This is a genomic window from Roseospira navarrensis, assembly GCF_009601025.1.
Lineage (GTDB): Bacteria > Pseudomonadota > Alphaproteobacteria > Rhodospirillales > Rhodospirillaceae > Rhodospira > Rhodospira navarrensis.
Genome location: NZ_WIVE01000004.1, coordinates 70,504 through 85,543 on the forward strand (window position 1 = coordinate 70,504; position 15,040 = coordinate 85,543).

14 protein-coding genes are annotated in these 15,040 nt (G+C 71.3%); 3 read left to right on the forward strand and 11 right to left on the reverse strand.

The features are described 5' to 3' along the window. Positions 1-67 precede the first annotated feature (67 nt). Together GHC57_RS02885 and GHC57_RS19790 are read right to left on the reverse strand one after the other, a co-directional pair. Positions 68-1,009 carry a polyprenyl synthetase family protein gene (locus tag GHC57_RS02885; RefSeq protein WP_425500634.1) on the reverse strand — a complete coding sequence of 314 codons (942 nt, stop codon included), beginning with the start codon at positions 1,007-1,009 and terminating at the stop codon, positions 68-70. Positions 1,010-1,111: 102 nt separating this feature from the next. Next, positions 1,112-1,447 (reverse strand): exodeoxyribonuclease VII small subunit, encoded by a 336-nt coding sequence (locus GHC57_RS19790; protein ID WP_153340967.1) that lies wholly within the window; start codon positions 1,445-1,447, stop codon positions 1,112-1,114. Between the two features lie 308 nt (positions 1,448-1,755). On the opposite strand from GHC57_RS19790, the gene GHC57_RS02895 reads away from it, so the two are divergent. From GHC57_RS02895 to GHC57_RS02905, 3 genes are all read left to right on the forward strand, one after another. Beyond that, positions 1,756-2,367, forward strand: coding sequence for a CDP-alcohol phosphatidyltransferase family protein (locus GHC57_RS02895; RefSeq protein WP_153340970.1), 612 nt, complete (start codon positions 1,756-1,758; stop codon positions 2,365-2,367). A 106-nt stretch (positions 2,368-2,473) separates the two neighbouring features. Continuing rightward, positions 2,474-3,652, forward strand: a complete 1,179-nt coding sequence (locus tag GHC57_RS02900) for a polysaccharide pyruvyl transferase family protein (RefSeq protein ID WP_153340972.1) — start codon at positions 2,474-2,476, stop codon at positions 3,650-3,652. Then, positions 3,649-4,887: a Coenzyme F420 hydrogenase/dehydrogenase, beta subunit C-terminal domain gene (locus GHC57_RS02905; protein WP_153340974.1), complete on the forward strand. Its 1,239-nt coding sequence runs from the start codon at positions 3,649-3,651 to the stop codon at positions 4,885-4,887. The genes GHC57_RS02900 and GHC57_RS02905 overlap by 4 nt, the downstream gene beginning before the upstream one ends. An 11-nt stretch (positions 4,888-4,898) precedes the next feature. On the opposite strand, the gene GHC57_RS02910 is transcribed toward GHC57_RS02905, so the two are convergent. The 9 genes from GHC57_RS02910 to GHC57_RS02950 all read right to left on the reverse strand — a co-directional run bounded on the left by GHC57_RS02910 (position 4,899) and on the right by GHC57_RS02950 (position 14,965). Beyond that, a complete protein-coding gene (locus GHC57_RS02910; protein WP_170294647.1) occupies positions 4,899-5,663 on the reverse strand; it encodes an N-acetylmuramoyl-L-alanine amidase in 765 nt (254 codons plus the stop codon). 100 nt (positions 5,664-5,763) lie between these two features. Beyond that, on the reverse strand, positions 5,764-6,072 hold the full coding sequence (locus GHC57_RS02915) for a hypothetical protein (RefSeq protein ID WP_153340978.1): 309 nt from the start codon (positions 6,070-6,072) through the stop codon (positions 5,764-5,766). Positions 6,073-6,096: 24 nt separating this feature from the next. Then, positions 6,097-6,429, reverse strand: a complete 333-nt coding sequence (locus GHC57_RS02920) for a hypothetical protein (RefSeq protein ID WP_153340980.1) — start codon at positions 6,427-6,429, stop codon at positions 6,097-6,099. 1,166 nt (positions 6,430-7,595) lie between these two features. Continuing rightward, positions 7,596-7,997, reverse strand: coding sequence for a hypothetical protein (locus GHC57_RS02925; RefSeq protein WP_153340983.1), 402 nt, complete (start codon positions 7,995-7,997; stop codon positions 7,596-7,598). A gap of 650 nt (positions 7,998-8,647) precedes the next feature. Further along, on the reverse strand, positions 8,648-10,138 hold the full coding sequence (gene terL / locus GHC57_RS02930; RefSeq protein WP_153340986.1) for a phage terminase large subunit: 1,491 nt from the start codon (positions 10,136-10,138) through the stop codon (positions 8,648-8,650). Continuing rightward, the gene (locus tag GHC57_RS02935) at positions 10,131-10,469 is read right to left on the reverse strand and encodes a hypothetical protein (RefSeq protein WP_153340988.1); all 339 of its coding nucleotides are present in this window, start codon (positions 10,467-10,469) and stop codon (positions 10,131-10,133) included. The genes terL and GHC57_RS02935 overlap by 8 nt, the downstream gene beginning before the upstream one ends. 23 nt (positions 10,470-10,492) lie before the next feature. After that, positions 10,493-11,710, reverse strand: a complete 1,218-nt coding sequence (locus GHC57_RS02940; RefSeq protein ID WP_153340990.1) for a phage head spike fiber domain-containing protein — start codon at positions 11,708-11,710, stop codon at positions 10,493-10,495. Positions 11,711-11,831: 121 nt separating this feature from the next. Continuing rightward, on the reverse strand, positions 11,832-12,503 hold the full coding sequence (locus GHC57_RS02945) for a hypothetical protein (RefSeq protein ID WP_153340992.1): 672 nt from the start codon (positions 12,501-12,503) through the stop codon (positions 11,832-11,834). Further along, positions 12,503-14,965 carry a hypothetical protein gene (locus GHC57_RS02950; protein ID WP_153340994.1) on the reverse strand — a complete coding sequence of 821 codons (2,463 nt, stop codon included), beginning with the start codon at positions 14,963-14,965 and terminating at the stop codon, positions 12,503-12,505. The genes GHC57_RS02945 and GHC57_RS02950 overlap by 1 nt, the downstream gene beginning before the upstream one ends. Positions 14,966-15,040: the final 75 nt, after the last annotated feature.

The following is a 15,040-nucleotide window of genomic DNA, read 5'->3' on the forward strand; positions in this document are numbered from 1 at the left end:
ATGGCGGCAGGACCCGCACCGCCGCCGCATCCTTTGACCGGCGGGCGGCGGCGCGCATGGTCCGGCGTCAGCGGTCTCGTTCCACCACGTAGCGCGCCACCGCGCGCAGCATGTCGGCCTCGGGGCCGAACACCTCCAGGTGTCCCACGGCCTGATCGGACAGCAGGCGGGCGCGGTCGCGCGCGCCGTCCAGGCCGAGCAGGGTCACGAAGGTCGTCTTGCCGTGCGCGGCGTCCTTGCCCGGGGTCTTGCCCAGGTCCTGGGCGCTGCCGGTCTCGTCCAGCACATCGTCGGCGATCTGGAAGGCAAGGCCCAGGTCGCGGCCGTAGGCATGCAGAGAGGCGCGCATCTTGGGCGACGCCTTGCCCATGATCGGCCCGGCGATGCAGGCGAACAGGATCAGGCGGCCGGTCTTGAGCTGGTGCATGCGGGTGATGGCGGCCACGTCCTGGGGCTGCGCGCCAATGCCCCGCTCCACCATCAGGTCGATCATCTGGCCGCCGACCATGCCGCGCGCGCCGGCGGCCTCGGCCAGTTCGCGCACGAGTTCGCAGCGCACCGAGGGATCAGTATGGCTGGCCGGGTCGGCCACGACCTCGAAGGCGCGGGTCAGCAGGCCGTCGCCGGCCAGGATCGCGGTCGCCTCGTCGAACTGGCGGTGGCAGGTGGGCCGGCCTCGGCGCAAATCGTCGTCGTCCATGGCCGGCAGGTCGTCATGAACCAGCGAGTAGGTGTGGATCATCTCCAGCGCCGCGGCCACGGTCAGCGCGGCCCGGGGCGAGACATGGAACAGGGCCGCCGAGCGCGTCAGCAGGAACGGGCGCAGCCGCTTGCCGCCGGCCAGGGCGGAATATCGCATGGCCTCGATGACGCGCCGCTCGGCGGTGTCCGGGGCGGGCAGCAGCTCGGACAGGCGCTCACCGACGGCCGCGCTGGTTTCGGCCATGGCGGCGACCAGATCGGTCGCCGGCGTGGTCTGGGGCTCGGAGGCGGTCCCGGAGTCGGGCATCGGAAAGGTCCTCGGGTGGTGTCGGTGTCGTGGTTTGACAGGTGCTGTAAGGGCTGAACGCGGCGGATGCAACAGGCATCGGCCGGGCCGGCATGGCCGCCGTCAGGACGCCTCCACGTCCAGGGGGGTCGCGGAGACGGTGCCGTCCGCCCCGGCGCCGATGCGCTCGACCCGGGTGCGGGCCTCGGCGAGGCGGGCTTCGCAGTGCTGGCGCAGCCAGACGCCGCGTTCGTAGGCGGACACGGCGGCATCCAGATCCACGCGGCCGGCCTCCAGGTGCCGGACGATCTCCTCCAGGGCCTTCAGGGCGTCCTCGAACGAGAGCGCCGCGATGTCGGGCGGGATGGAACCGGCGCCCGCGCCCTCGGAACCGGGGGCGGTCCCGGCCTGGGCCTGCGCGGGGCTGGCGGATGCGGACGAGTCTTTTTTGGACGCCATGGAATCCGGTGTGTCCTGGGAATCGGGACGTCCGGGATCACCCCGGACGGGACGGCGCGGCGCGCCCGCCCCACGACGGGCGGCGCCTCGGCTTTCTCATCTACCAGCAAACGGCAACGGCGGGAACCGTCGCGGGCGCCGATCTTCCCCGCCCGTCACCGAATCGCAACAGGGGGCGTGGGCCGGCCACGGCCTTCAACGGTTCTCGTCAAATGCCGCTGATCTATGAGTTGATCTATGATGGGCCGCCGATCCGGCGGGGTCGCCCCGCCCGTTGTCAACGCCCCGACCCCTCGGAGTCGCGCGCCATGCTGGATTCCCGTCTGCGCCCGTTGATCGATCCGCCCCTGAACGGTCTGGGCCGCGCCCTGGCCCGGGCGGGCGTGACGGCCAACGGGTTGACTCTGGCCGCCTTCGCACTGGGTGTGCTGGCGGTGCCCGCGCTGGCGCTGCAGTGGTGGGGGACCGCCCTGGCCCTGATCGCGGCCAACCGCCTGCTGGATGGGCTCGACGGGGCCGTGGCGCGGGCGACGCGGCCGACGGATGCGGGCGGCTATCTGGATATCGTCTGCGACTTCGTGTTCTACGCGGTCGTGCCGGTGGGCTTCGCTCTCGCCGACCCGAGCGCCAACGCCCTGCCCGCGGCCGTGCTGATCGCCAGCTTCGTCGGCACGGGCTCCACCTTCCTGGCCCATGCCATCCTGGCCGAGCGCCACGGCCTGAGTTCCGCCGCCCAGGGCCGCAAGAGCCTGTTCTACATGAGCGGCCTGATGGAGGGCAGCGAGACCGTGGCGTTCTTCGTCGCGTTCTGCCTGTGGCCGGCGTGGTTTCCGGTGCTGGCCTGGACCATGGCCGGGCTGTGCGCGGTCTCGGCCCTGGGGCGGGTGCTGCTGACCCTGCGCACCTTTGGCACGCCCTGAGCCCACCTTGACTTCCCCCGCGCGAGGGGCCAAACCAACAGCCGCGCATCAATCGACTGCGATATCCCGCCAAGCGCCAGGGCAATGCCGGCCGGAAAGGGGGCTCATGACCCGTCGAAGCCTGACCATCGGGCTTGTGTGGCACTCGACACAGTCACCGAACCTGGGCCTGGGCGCCCTGACGGTCGGCCACCTGGCGATCCTGGACGACCTGACCGCGCGCCTGGGCCTGCAGCCCCGGTATCGGGTCATCGGGGTCGGGGACCGCTCGCCGACCTACATCAACCGCGCGGACCTGACCACCAAGGGCCTGCGGACCAAGGACCTGGTGAACCCCGTCGGCGGACTCGCCGGGGCGGTGCGGGCCTGCGACGTGCTCCTGGACATCGGCGGCGGCGACAGCTTCACCGACATCTACGGCGCCGTGCGCTTCCGCCGCATGACCTGGACCAAGGTCATGGCCCTTCTGCTCGGGCGGCCGCTCGTCCTGTCCCCCCAGACCATCGGGCCGTTCGAGGCGGGCTGGTCGCGCCGCATCGCGGTGGCGGTCATGAACCGCTGCCGGCTGGTCACCACGCGCGACGATCTTTCCACCGCCTACCTCCGGACGCTGGGGGTGCGCGCGCCGGCCGTGGAGGCGACGGACGTGGCCCTGCGCCTGCCCTTCACCGCGCCCGAGCGCACGCCGGGCGATCCGGTCAAGGTCGGCCTGAACGTCTCGGGATTGCTGTTCGGCGGCGGCTACACGGGCAAGAACCAGTTCGGGCTGGCCGCGGACTACGCCGCCATGATGCGCCGGATCGTGGCCCGCTTCGCCGCCATGGAGGGGGTGGAGGTCCACCTCGTCTCCCATGTCGCCGGCGACCACATCGGGGTCGAGGACGATCACACCGCCTGCCGGGCGCTGGCGTCCGAGGTCCCGGGAACGGTCTGCGTGCCCCCCTTCCCCGACCCGGTGGCCGCCAAGTCGTACATCGCGGGCCTGGATTTCTTCGCCGGCGCGCGGATGCACGCCTGCATCGCCGCCTTCTCGGCCGGCGTGCCGGTGGTGCCCATGGCCTACAGCCGCAAGTTCAAGGGGCTGTTCGGCTCGCTGGGCTATGACCGGGTGGTGGACTGCCGCGCCGACAGCGCCGAGACCATCGAGGCCGCGCTGTTCGATGCCTTCGCCGACCGCGCGGCGCTGGCCGCGCAGGTGCGCGCCGGGGCCGAGCGGGGCCTCGCGCGCCTGCGCGCCTACGAGGATGCACTGACCCCCATCCTGGAGGAGGCCGCGCAGCGATGACCGCGTCCGGGACCCGCCCCCGCCCGTCGCCCGCGCTTCGGCGGGTCGATCAGGGTCACCTGTGCGCCGGGTGCGGGGCGTGTGCGGCGCTGGCCCCGACGGCGGTCCGGATGGTGGAACAGGACGGATACCTGCGGCCCGACCAGACCGGCCCCCTGGACGCCGCCACCGACGCCCGCATCGCCCGGGTCTGCCCGGGCCTGACCCTGGACCAGCGCGCCGGCGACCGGCCGAACCATGTGCTCTGGGGTCCGGTCCTGGATGCGCGCCTGGGGCACGCCACGGACCCGGCCCTACGCCATGCCGCCTCGTCCGGCGGGGCGCTTTCGGCGGTGCTGGTGCATCTGCTGGAGACGGGGGCGGTGGATGCCGTGGTGCAGACAACCGCGTCCGACACCAACCCGGTGGGCACCCGCGCGGTGATCTCGCGCACGGCGGCCGAGGTGCTGGCCGCCGCCGGGTCGCGCTACGCGCCCTCGGCGCCGCTGGCGAACCTGCCGGCGCTGCTGGACTCGGCCGAGCGGTTCGCCTTCGTCGGCAAACCCTGCGACTGCGCCGCACTGCGGGCGCTGGCGCGCGAGGATACCCGCGTCGGCGCCCGGTTCCCCGTCGTGATCTCGTTCTTCTGCGCCGGGGTGCCCAGTCTGCGCGGCGGCGAAGCGGTGCTGGCCGCCCTGGGCGCCGACAGGGGGGCGGTGACGGCCTTCCGCTACCGGGGCAACGGCTGGCCGGGCCGGGCCACCGCCACCCTGGCCGACGGATCGGACCGATCCATGACCTACGCCGAGAGCTGGGGCGGCATCCTGTCGCGCCACGTGCAGCACCGCTGCAAGATCTGCCCGGATGGGACCGGCGGGGCCGCGGATCTGGTGTGCGCCGATGCCTGGGAAACCGACGCCAAGGGGTATCCGCTGTTCGAGGAAAAGCCGGGCGTGTCGCTGGTGATGGCCCGCACCGAAACGGGCGCGGACCTCATGCGGGCGGCCGAGCAGTCCGGGCATCTGGTCACCGGCCCGTTCGACCTGGAAACCCTGGCGCCGATCCAGCCCGGGCAGTCCGGGCGCAAGACCGTGCTGGCCGCCCGGCTGGCCGCGCTGCGCCTGTGCGGGCGGCCGGTGCCCCGGATGCGTGGCTTCCACATCCTGCGGGCGGCCCGCCGGGCCCGGTCCGCCGCGCTGGCGCGCAACTTCCTGGGGATGGTGCGGCGGGCCCTGCGACCCCGGACGGCGGGCTGATCCGGCGCCTGTCACGCCACATAATCGCTGTGGACGAAGCCGATGCGGCTGGGTGTCTCGGGCAGGCAGACCTTCCACCAGACCCGCCCCCGGTCGAGCACCGTGAGCACGGTCCCAGCCGTCAGCGGCCCCCAGGACAGCGTGCCGAAATCCGTGCCGGGGCCGCCGCGCACGTTCAGCGCCTCCGGGATCACCATGACCGCGTCGGGGTCGTCATCATAGAGGGCGCTCAGGTACCGCGCCGCCGCGCCAACCTGGGCCTCGGCGAGGTGCTGCTTGCGGCTCTGCGCAATGGCGCAGTCGCCGGGGTTGGAGCCGAAGAACGGCTCGGTCAGGATCGACGGGCGGACGCCCATCTGCGACAGGTTGGCCGTGCCGCGCCCACCGCTGGCCTCGTGCGGCGTCTTCACGCCCCGATCGCGCAGGCCGAGGGTTTCCAGGGTGGCGGCCTGCACCACCTCGGCGAGCCCCCGGGATGCCGCCGTGTGGTAGAGCGTCTCCGTGCCCGTCGCCGCGGGCGTGGCGGCGTTGAAATGCAGTTCGATGGCCGCATCCGCCCCCCACTCCCGGACCCGCCGATAGGCGCCGCTCACGCCGCCGTCATCGCGGGTGAAGATCTCCACCGACAGACTGTCCGTCAGGTGAGAGTCGGCGAAGGCCTTCATGCGACCGGCCAGATCCGCATTCCAGGCGTTCTCGCTCTGGGCGATGGGATCGACGGCGAAGGCGCCGGGGCGCGCGCCGGTGTGCCCCACGACAATGGCCAGCTTCTTCATGTTTGTCCCCCCTGCCGTCGTCTCCAAGACCCCCGATAAAGACACAGGATACCCGAACAATCTGCTCGGGCATAGTCGCTCTGCTGCGATGGAGTCACCGTTACTCATTCACCTCAAGGGCGCGGCGGCGGGTCTCGTCCAGCTTGGTTTCGATGCGCAGCAGGTGGGCGGTCAGGCGTGCTTCCACGTCCTTCAGCGTGCTGATGGAGGCATAGGAGCGCGCCACCTCCAGCTTGAAGGCGGACAGCGCCTCCTTGGTCTGGGTCACGGCGATGTCGGCGCGGCGCTGGGTCTCGTCCAGGCGGCAGTCGGTGTCCCGGCGGTTGCGCCAGACCAGCCAGAACAGGGCGCCCAGCACGGGCACCTCGACCGCCGTGACCCACAGCAGGTGGGACTCGGCTTCGAACATGTTGGGTCTCCATGTGAGAATGGGTCAGGCTGACCCGCGCGGCCCGTACACGCGCAGGTCGCGCATGATCCGGATGGCGTCGTCGATGCTGCGGGCGACCCGACGGTTCAACGGCTTGCCATAAGGGAATGCGGCGCGACCGGACTCCTCCAGGTCAATCGACGTCCCGAAATGGGTGTCCGAATTTTCGCGACGCCAGGCCCACCAGTTGCCGTCGCCATCCTCCAGCAGCGCAATGGCCCCACCCCCGGCGGGGTCGCGCAGGATGGCCTTCAGGTCGCATCGGCTGGGGTTCTTGTAGAGGGGCGCGGCCCGATCGTCGCGGAGCCCGCCACCGTCATCCGAGCCGGCGATCATATTTGGATCCTTGATCCTAGGGTCGGCGCTTGGGCATCCGCATCATACCCACGCGGGTCGTCCGCACCAACACGTCCCCGCGGGAGGCGGCTTGCTCGTGCCGCCGCAAGAGGTCGGCCAATTCTTCCCTCTCCGCCTGCGACCACGTCCTTGGATCGCAATGCTTCGTCGCCGCCTCGATCTCTTCGTCTTCCGGCGACAGGGGGCGCGACGAGGGGATCCCCGTCGATGGTTTCGATGAGTCGTCCTGTGTCATCCACCGGCCCTCCCTTCGAGTCGCCCGCTTCGATCAGGCGAGACTTGACCCGCCCAATTTAAAACCCGCAAAGGGATACATCAACCAACACGAACACCCAAAAAAAGCGCGACACGGCCTTGGACGGACGCGGACAGGCGCCGGATTTCGGCCAGGGCTCCGAACCCAGATGACAGGGGTGTCATGGTCCGTGTCCCATCACGAGATCCTTCGCGCCTTTAGGGCGCTCGGGATGACAATATCTATTAAAAGTGTGTCATCCTGAGAGAGCGAAGCGACCGAAGGATCTCGGGAGGTAGGTTCGACCCCAACGGCGTCACAGAACGGTAATCCGGGTTCGGAGCCCTGGGATTTCGGCGTATTCTATCGATGCGGATCAAGAAACCGGATAGGATGCGGATCGCATCTGATACCCGCCGCACCCCTCAACATCCGGCCCGGTGTCGGGGGTCTTTTGGTCCGCCCCCATCTCTCTTTGTCCGGAGCGAGAAAGATGACCGACGAAACACCGAAACGAAAACCGGAACCCCTGACACTGTTCCCTAGATCCGGAAAAACAAGCCCGCATTTTTCGCCGGGAAAACCGCTTCCAATTGAGCCGCTAACTCTTGACGAGTATGATCGTGCACTGAAGGAAGGGCTCCCTGACCGTTCTCGACGCTCCGATGACACGGGAAACGACTCGTCCTGACTGCATCGTGCAGGCGGACTCCTGACGCGATGACCGTTACGGCCCAACCACTGAGGCGCCGACATTAACGGGTGTCATCTTTGTCCCGCAAGCCTGTGGCTCCGAGGCCCAATAATGGCCACGCGCCCCGGCCGGGGCGGCCGGGGCGGCGTCCCGTTCATTGAGACTTGGGGGTCAGCCGTCGTGCATGGCCTGATCGCTCTGCGGCCCTTGCGTTCCCTATCGCCGGTCCTTGCGTCGAGGTCCTTTGGCGTCCTCGCGGTTGCGGTCGCGCAGGGCAAGGCCGGACGCCCCGAGTCCGCCGGCCACGCCGAGGGGGGCGCCAAGTTCGTTGAACTGGATGATCCGGTTCAGTCCGGGATCCCTGTTGACGGCATGCCGGATGCGGCGCGCGGCGTTCGGGAAGTGCTCCTTCATGTAAGCCGGGTTCTGCATGTAGAGCCGAAGACCCTCCGCCATCTTTTCGAAGCCAGCCTCATCCGGGCTGTATCCCAAGTCTTCCGGGGTCGTCCACAACTCAGGCGGGTCAGACCGTCGGGGCCTGACACGACTGTTCTGCATGTGGAACAGCAAACCGAACTCCGCCTCGGCCCCAGTCAGCGGAATGCCGTCCAGTCCCATGGCGGCATCGTCGATGGCGTGCCCAACTTCGTGCGCAACAACAGTCCCGCGCTGAGTACCTCTGAGCCGGCGATCATATTGGATCCCGGATCCTAGGGTCGGCGCTTGGGCATCCGCATCATACCCACGCGGGTAGTACGCACCAACACTTCCCCCCGGGAGGCGGCTTCTGCTAACTGCTTCAAGCGGTCTCTCCGTAACGCCTTCTCCGACCGCGAACACGTCTTTGAGTCGCAATGCTTCGTCGCCTCCTCCGCCTCTTCGTCTTCCGGCGACATGGGGCGCGACGAGGGGATCCCCGTCGATGGTTTCGATGAGTCGTCCTGTGTCATCCACCGGCACTCCCTTCGGATAATCCGCCTCGATGGGACGGACGGGGCGGTCACTGATCCGCCGATCCCCGCTTCCTAACACGCGGGAACGAGTCCAACAAGTTTTCAGGGCCAATGTTGCCAAGGCCCCGCGTGGGTTGCGGCGCCTCGCCTGCGGTTTTCGGAAACGTTTCGACCACGGCTTCAGCCGCCTCGCCGAGTTTCCGGCCCCCGCGTCGGTGACGATGGATGTCTTCGGCCAGGACGCGTCCGACGCGCCGGCAGTCCATGGGTTCGTCTCCTGAAGGCTGAAGGGGAACGGCGCACGGTCGCCCGCTTTCACGGGCTCCAGTCCGTCTCGGCGGCGTCGATGGACCCGGCCCCGGGGCGCCAGTCGTCCGACGGCGCAGACCGGGCGGCGGCCCCGCGCCCCAGCCGCACGGGCTCGCTGGCGAGGCAGCCCGCCACCGCGTCCAGACCGTCGTCGTGGCCGCCGCCGTTGGGGCGCCACTCCCGCATTTCCGCGACAAAGGGGCTCTCCCAGACCGAGCGGTGCGCGTACAAAGCCCGTTCGGCCAGCACGGGATCGAAGGCATCCACGATGCGCTGGGCCTTGGCGCGGGTGGAGACATGCTCGACCACCGCCGCCGCCACCCCGGCCTCGCGCAGGGCCTTGCGCAGCAACCCGGGCAGGAAGCGCCCGATGCCGTTGGTCTCCACCGTCACGGCCGGCAGGTGCAGTGCCTCCAGGATCGCCGCCACCTGGCGGCACAGGTCAGAGGCCGCGTCGTCGCCCGCGTTCGCGGTCAGATAGGCGACCCGGTGCAGCCAGTACGTCCCGTCCTCGGCGGTGAACAGGGCGGCCAGCACCGACCCATCCCCGCCGCGCGCGGGATCGCCAAGCGCCGGGTCCCACCAGCACGACGCCGAGACCAGCCGCCGCGCGCCCAGGCGCAGCACGGGCCGACCCCGCGCCTCGCCGTAAGCCAGATCGTCGTCGTAGACGCGCATCCGGTCCGGATCCAGGCGGCTGTCGGCGATGTTCATCGGCCGCAACTGCATCTGGCTGGCGAACTTGTTCGGGCCCTGGCGGCGCCGGATGGTCTCGACGGTGGCCAGCGGAAAGCGGTCCGGCCAGGCGCTGCGGCCGGCCGGGTCCAGCAACGGGATTTCCAGGCGCGGGAAGCCGTCCAGGAACGGGGTGGTCTCGCCCGCCTCCGGTCGCGCCGTCCCGGCGTAGATGGACTGGTAGGCGTGCGGGGTGCCCACGTAGACCTGCACCCCGCCCGGGGTCAGCACGTAGTCCAGTTCCGACAGCCGGGCGCGCAGATGGGCACGCTTGACCACCGTGTCGCTGGTGTTGGGCACCTCGACATCGTCGCAGATGATGACGTCGGCGCGCGTGCCGGTGATGTTGCCGGTCACGCCGCGCGCGACCATGGAGGGATCCCGGCTCTCGGTCGGCCGGACGACGGTGAACTGGTCCGCCGCCCACTGGTCCGGGCGCGGCGGCTTCAGGCCCGGGGTCGCCGGGTGACGCTCCAGGATGCGCTTGACGTTGCGTGCCATGCGGGTGGCAAGGCCGTGCTCGGCGGCCAATACCATGATCCGCGTGTCCGGCCAGTTGGCCAGCAGCCAGGCGCAGAACAGCCCGACCACGGTGGACTTGCCCGAGCCCCGGAACGCCATCAGCAGGCAGCCGCGCTCCCGGTCGGCCCAGCGGGCGGCCAGCCAGCGCGCCATGACGAGATGGTGCTCCGGCGTGCCGCGCCCCTGCACATGGTTCCAGATCCACAGGAACTCCGGGAACGACAGCCGGGGCTCAGTCATCCGCGTCGTCCTCCCGGTCGTCGTCGCCCCCCTCGCCCACGGCGGCGCGGGCCTGGGCCAGCAGGCCGGCCAGGGCATCCCCCTCCCCCGCACCGGGATCGGACAGGTCCAGCCCGACCCGCCCGGCCAGCTTGAGCAGCAGTTCCACATGGGCCAGCGCCGCCTTGCAGCCGCCCTGCCAGGCGGCGAACTCTTTCGCATCCTCCGGCACCGGACGGGCGGCGAAGGTGTCGTAGGCGTCCAGCGCCCGGTGCAGGGTCTCGGGCAGGGAAGCGCGCAGGCGGTCGCGCGCGGCCGACAGGTCGGCCCCGTGTGAGTCGGCGGCGATCATGGGAGGTCTCCGGGTATTGGGACTCAAAGCGTCACGGTCTGCAGGTCGGCATCCGGCAGGCGGCGCGGGAACAGGCCCACCTGCCGCACCCAGCAGCGGGGCCCGACGGCGCCCCCGACGCCCCCGCCCAGGGTGAGCGTGGACAGCCCGGACGGGACCGCGCCGGCCGTATCGGTGGCCGGGGCGAGCCCGTTGACCGACTGGGCGAAGTCATCCGCGGCATAGGCCACGGCGCATCGGCTTTCCAGGCCACCGCTCACCCCGGCCTGGGTGAGCGCCGCCACGGTCGCCCCGACCGTCACGACCGAGGCATCCGCGCCGCCGCCGCCGGAGGTGTCGAACGCCACGGCGATCCGGTTGGCCGTGCTGCCGTCGCTCACCTCGGCCAGGACGGCGCTCTGCCCGTCCGGAACGGTGCCGCAGACCAGCAGCGAACCCTCCCGCGGATTGACGGCGTCCGCCCCCAGGGCGAGGCTCACCTGATCGGCCGGGCGCGTCACCGCCGTCGCCCCGGTGGCGATGAAACTGGTCGCGCCGGCCCCGTCCTCCACCTGTGCGCCCCAGACATGCACCCCGCTGGTCCCATCACCGGCGTAGGTGGAACTGCCGCCCGTGTCGCGCAGACGAAAGTGGATCGGCGCCAGCGCGACGGTCGTGGTGGCGGTGGCGGTGATGGCGCAGCGGTACCAACCATCGGGCAGAGCCTCGATGGCCGGACTCGCCGTCCCCTCGACAAAGCCGACGGTCCCCGTCGTCAGGTCGAACACCGCCGACTGCACCGCGCCGAAGGCGGTCGAGGGCAGGACCAGTTGCAGCCGCTCCCGCCCGGCGGACCGGGCGAAGATCGACAGCGTATAGGACTGCCCCGCCGAGAAGGCGAGGTCCTCCTGGTACAGGGTATGGATGGCCGTCGCGGAGTCCTCGGTCACACGGTCCGCCGCGCCGGCCCCGTCGGGCGCGGTGGCGGACCCGGCGGCCACGGTCGCGGCGGCGGTCTGCCACAGGGCATCCGTCATGGCGCTGGAAAACAGCACGTGGTTGGTCCGCGCGGCCTCCAGCAGCCAGCCCCGATAGACGCCGGTGGCGGGATCGAAGTCGTGGCGCAACGTTCCGGCCGCCACGGTCTCGATGCGACCGAACGCAGTCACACGGGTCGCCGCGGCGGCCCGCGTCACGGACAGGGCCGACGGCACAAGATCGGGCCAGGCCAGCAGGTGGACGGTGGGATGGATGAGGGGCATGGATGATCTCCATCGGAAACGTGAACATGCAGGCGGACGGCCCCGGCCGCACAGCGCAACGCCGGGATCGTGATGAGGAGCGGCGGGGTGTTGTCCGCTGAACGAACGCGAGGGACCGAGGTCACACCCCCGGCACCAGGAGGGTGACGGCATAGACCGGGTTCTCGGTCGTCCAGGTCCAGGACCCGCCGCCGGCGGCGCCGTCCGACACTTCGCGGAAACACGCGGCGGCCAAGCCGGTGAAGGACTGCACGCCCTGGTGCAGGTCGCCATATCCGGACGGCGCGGTCAGCACATCGGGCGAATACTGCCCGATGGCGGCCAGCGCGATGGCCAGCGCGGGGCCCGTGGGGCCGGTGACCCCCGGCGCGGTGATGGACGTCACCCGCGTCTCGCTCTCCACCACGGCCACGGTCGGGGTGCCGCCCCCAGAGGTGCGCCAGACCACATACGCGGTGCCTTTCGCCGCGAACAGATCGACCATGACGGTCGGCCCCTCGGTGCCGTCGGCCACGCGGGTCAGCAGGGCGCAACCGTGTCCGTCGATGGTGCCGCTCACCAGGGAGGACCAGCCGGCCGGGAGGGTGGAAACGGCCCCGCCGCTCTGGTCGCTCTGGAGCCAGATGAAGAGGCGGTCGCCGACCTGGATGTTGCCCGGCAGGGGGATCGGCGCCGGGTTCGGGTTGTAGGTGTACCCGGCGGCGATGTCGGCCGGATGGTAGGCGGGCGCCGTCCCGCCGACGGGCGGCGCGGCGGCCACCGGGGCGGCTCTCAGGGTCGCGTTGCCGAGCATTACGACACACTCCCGATATGGGTGGCGATCAGGTCCACGCCGTCATGCGTGACCGCAACCAGATCGCCCGCGCCGGCGGCCGTCTGCCAGGTGGGGACGGTGCCGCCCACCCATTTCACCGGAGTGGCGTCGGCCTGTTGCAGGGTCGGGGCGCGGCCGCCCGTGGCGTCCTGGATCAGGCGCAGGGTGATCGAGTATCCCCGTCCGGCCGGCGGGTCGGGCAGGGTCAGGGCGGGGTCGGCGGTCAGGGTCAGGGCCTGCCATTCGCCGTCCGACAGGGCGACCGTGTGTGCGGCGTCCACATTTGCGGCCGTCACCGCGAACCGGGCCAGGGTGTAATCGATCAGCGCCAGAGCGGCATTGTCGCCGGGCTGGATCGCGGTCTCGGCCGTCTGGCCCTGCAGCGCGGTGGCGAAGTCCCCGGGATCGGAGAGCGCCGCCGCGCCCAGGCCCAGCGCCGTCAGACCCGCCGCCGCGTCCCCGGTCAGGATCGACCGGCCGGTGGCGGTGCTGTCGGTGATGTCGGTCGAAACGATGGCCCCGCCCGAAACCGGCGCCGCCCACGTCACCCCGCCCAGTCCGTCGGCCGTCAGCACGTCCCCGCCGGTGCCGGCGGTGGACGGCAGGGTCAGCCCGTTGACCGTCGTCCCGGCGATGGTGCCGCCGGTGATGGCCACACTGCCCGCGTCCTGCGCCGCCAGCGAGCCCACCTCGCCGGGTTGCAGGGCGCTCTCGGCCAGCACCCCTTGCGCCGCCGTGGCGAAGTCCCCCGTGTCGGCCGCCGCCGCCGTACCCAGCGTGGGTCGGCCGGTCAGATCCGGGTACGCGCCGGAGGTCGCCACAATGGCCAGGTCCGCCGCCTGCACCGCGCTGTCCGCCAGCGCGCCCTGGGCGGCGGTCGCATAGGCCGTGGACAGGGTGTAGGCCGCGCTGCCCAGGCCCAGCGCGGTCTTCAGGGTGGCCTCGGCCGTGGCATCGGCGTCGATGGCGGCGGCGATCTCCTGCGCGGTCTGATCGGCCGTGGCCCCGGCCTCGATGCCCAGGTGCGCCCGCAACGCCGCCGCATCGATGCCAAGCGCGATGGTGCCGGACGTGGTGACGGGCGAACCGCTGTCCACCTGGAGCCCGTCGGAGCCGCTCACACTCACGCTGGTGACCGTGCCGCCACCGGCCGCGCCCACGTCCGCCATGGTGGCGAACACGTTGCCGGCGTCGGGCGCATTGGCCCCCTGGATGGCCGCGATCTCGGCGGCCGATGGCAGATGGCCGTGGTCGTAGGTGGTCTCGTGCGACGTGACCGCGCCGGCCGCCTCATAGGCCGTGGCGTCGGTGGTCGCGGCTGTGCCCAAACCGAGCGCGGTCCGCCCGGCCGCCGCGTCTCCGGTCAGGACGGACCGGCCCGTGGCGGTGCTGTCGGTGATGTCGGCGGCCTGGACGGTGCCGCCACCAGCGGGCGGCGCTTCCCAGGCCACGCCGCCCAGGCCGTCGGCGGTGAGCACGTCGCCGTCGCTGCCCGGGGTGGACGGCAGCGACAGGCCGTTGACCGTGGTCCCGGCGATGGTGCCGCCGGAGATGGCGACACTGCCCGCATCCTGCGCCGCCAGCGAGCCCACATCGCCCGGCTGCAGCGCGCTGTCCGCGCGGACGCCCTGGGCCGCCGTCGCATACTCGGTCGCGGCCGTGGTGGCCACAGAGCCCAGCCCGAGCAGGCTCCGCCCCGCCGCCGCATCGACCGCCGCTGCCACGGCGCGGCCCCAGGCCGTCATCGTCTGCCCGGCCACGGTCAGGCCTCCGCCCACGCTGACATTGCCCGAGGTGGTCACGCTCGCCACCACAAGGCTGTCGCCCGGCCCGATCTCGCCGCCCCCGCCTCCCGACGCACCGCCGAGGGTGGCGCGCCACGCCGACAGGGCGGCGTCGTCGGCCCAGCGCTCGGCGCGCAGAACGGCCGCGTTCGCCTCCGCCACCACCAGATCGGCCGCGTTCAGCGGATCGTTGACCAACGCGGTGCCGTCCTGGCTCCAGCCGAGCACCGCCCCGCCCTGCGGCGGCGGCAGGATCAACGAGACCGCTTCGGCCGCGCCCGGATCCAGGCGGACGGCGCGCCGCAGGGCATCGTCAAGCTGCTGATCCACGGCGGTCAGGTGGTCCAGCTCGTCGTTCAGGGTCTCCGCCCGCAGCGGACCGCCGGCCTGGAAGTCCGTCACGCGGCGGATGTCCAGGTGCCGGATCAGGACGATCCGCGCGCCCTCCGCCGGCGCGGTCGTGAAGGTGACGGTGCCGCCCTCGGACAGCCCGGCCCCCGACACGGCAAAGCCGGCGGTGACCTGTGCGCCGTCCCGATAGACCTGAAGGTCGTCGGCGGTGAACACGGGAAAGGGATAGGGAAACTGCGTCTGGACACCATTCCCCACGTACTCGACGCGGGGGCGCGTGTCGCCGATCTGGATATGCGCGGTCATGCGAAAGGGCTCCCCGTCGTGGAGGGGTGGGGCCGTCTGGGTGAAGGGACCGGATGGGACCGGATCGGGCCGGCC

Excerpts from the sequence above, each read along its gene's own strand:
- GHC57_RS02885 (WP_425500634.1), bottom strand. The coding sequence starts at position 1,009 with ATGCCCGACTCCGGGACCGCCTCCGAGCCCCAGACCACGCCGGCGACC.
- GHC57_RS19790 (WP_153340967.1), bottom strand. The coding sequence starts at position 1,447 with ATGGCGTCCAAAAAAGACTCGTCCGCATCCGCCAGCCCCGCGCAGGCC.
- GHC57_RS02895 (WP_153340970.1), top strand. The coding sequence starts at position 1,756 with ATGCTGGATTCCCGTCTGCGCCCGTTGATCGATCCGCCCCTGAACGGT.
- GHC57_RS02900 (WP_153340972.1), top strand. The coding sequence starts at position 2,474 with ATGACCCGTCGAAGCCTGACCATCGGGCTTGTGTGGCACTCGACACAG.
- GHC57_RS02905 (WP_153340974.1), top strand. The coding sequence starts at position 3,649 with ATGACCGCGTCCGGGACCCGCCCCCGCCCGTCGCCCGCGCTTCGGCGG.
- GHC57_RS02910 (WP_170294647.1), bottom strand. The coding sequence starts at position 5,663 with ATGAAGAAGCTGGCCATTGTCGTGGGGCACACCGGCGCGCGCCCCGGC.
- GHC57_RS02915 (WP_153340978.1), bottom strand. The coding sequence starts at position 6,072 with ATGTTCGAAGCCGAGTCCCACCTGCTGTGGGTCACGGCGGTCGAGGTG.
- GHC57_RS02920 (WP_153340980.1), bottom strand. The coding sequence starts at position 6,429 with ATGATCGCCGGCTCGGATGACGGTGGCGGGCTCCGCGACGATCGGGCC.
- GHC57_RS02925 (WP_153340983.1), bottom strand. The coding sequence starts at position 7,997 with ATGGGACTGGACGGCATTCCGCTGACTGGGGCCGAGGCGGAGTTCGGT.
- terL (WP_153340986.1), bottom strand. The coding sequence starts at position 10,138 with ATGACTGAGCCCCGGCTGTCGTTCCCGGAGTTCCTGTGGATCTGGAAC.
- GHC57_RS02935 (WP_153340988.1), bottom strand. The coding sequence starts at position 10,469 with ATGATCGCCGCCGACTCACACGGGGCCGACCTGTCGGCCGCGCGCGAC.
- GHC57_RS02940 (WP_153340990.1), bottom strand. The coding sequence starts at position 11,710 with ATGCCCCTCATCCATCCCACCGTCCACCTGCTGGCCTGGCCCGATCTT.
- GHC57_RS02945 (WP_153340992.1), bottom strand. The coding sequence starts at position 12,503 with ATGCTCGGCAACGCGACCCTGAGAGCCGCCCCGGTGGCCGCCGCGCCG.
- GHC57_RS02950 (WP_153340994.1), bottom strand. The coding sequence starts at position 14,965 with ATGACCGCGCATATCCAGATCGGCGACACGCGCCCCCGCGTCGAGTAC.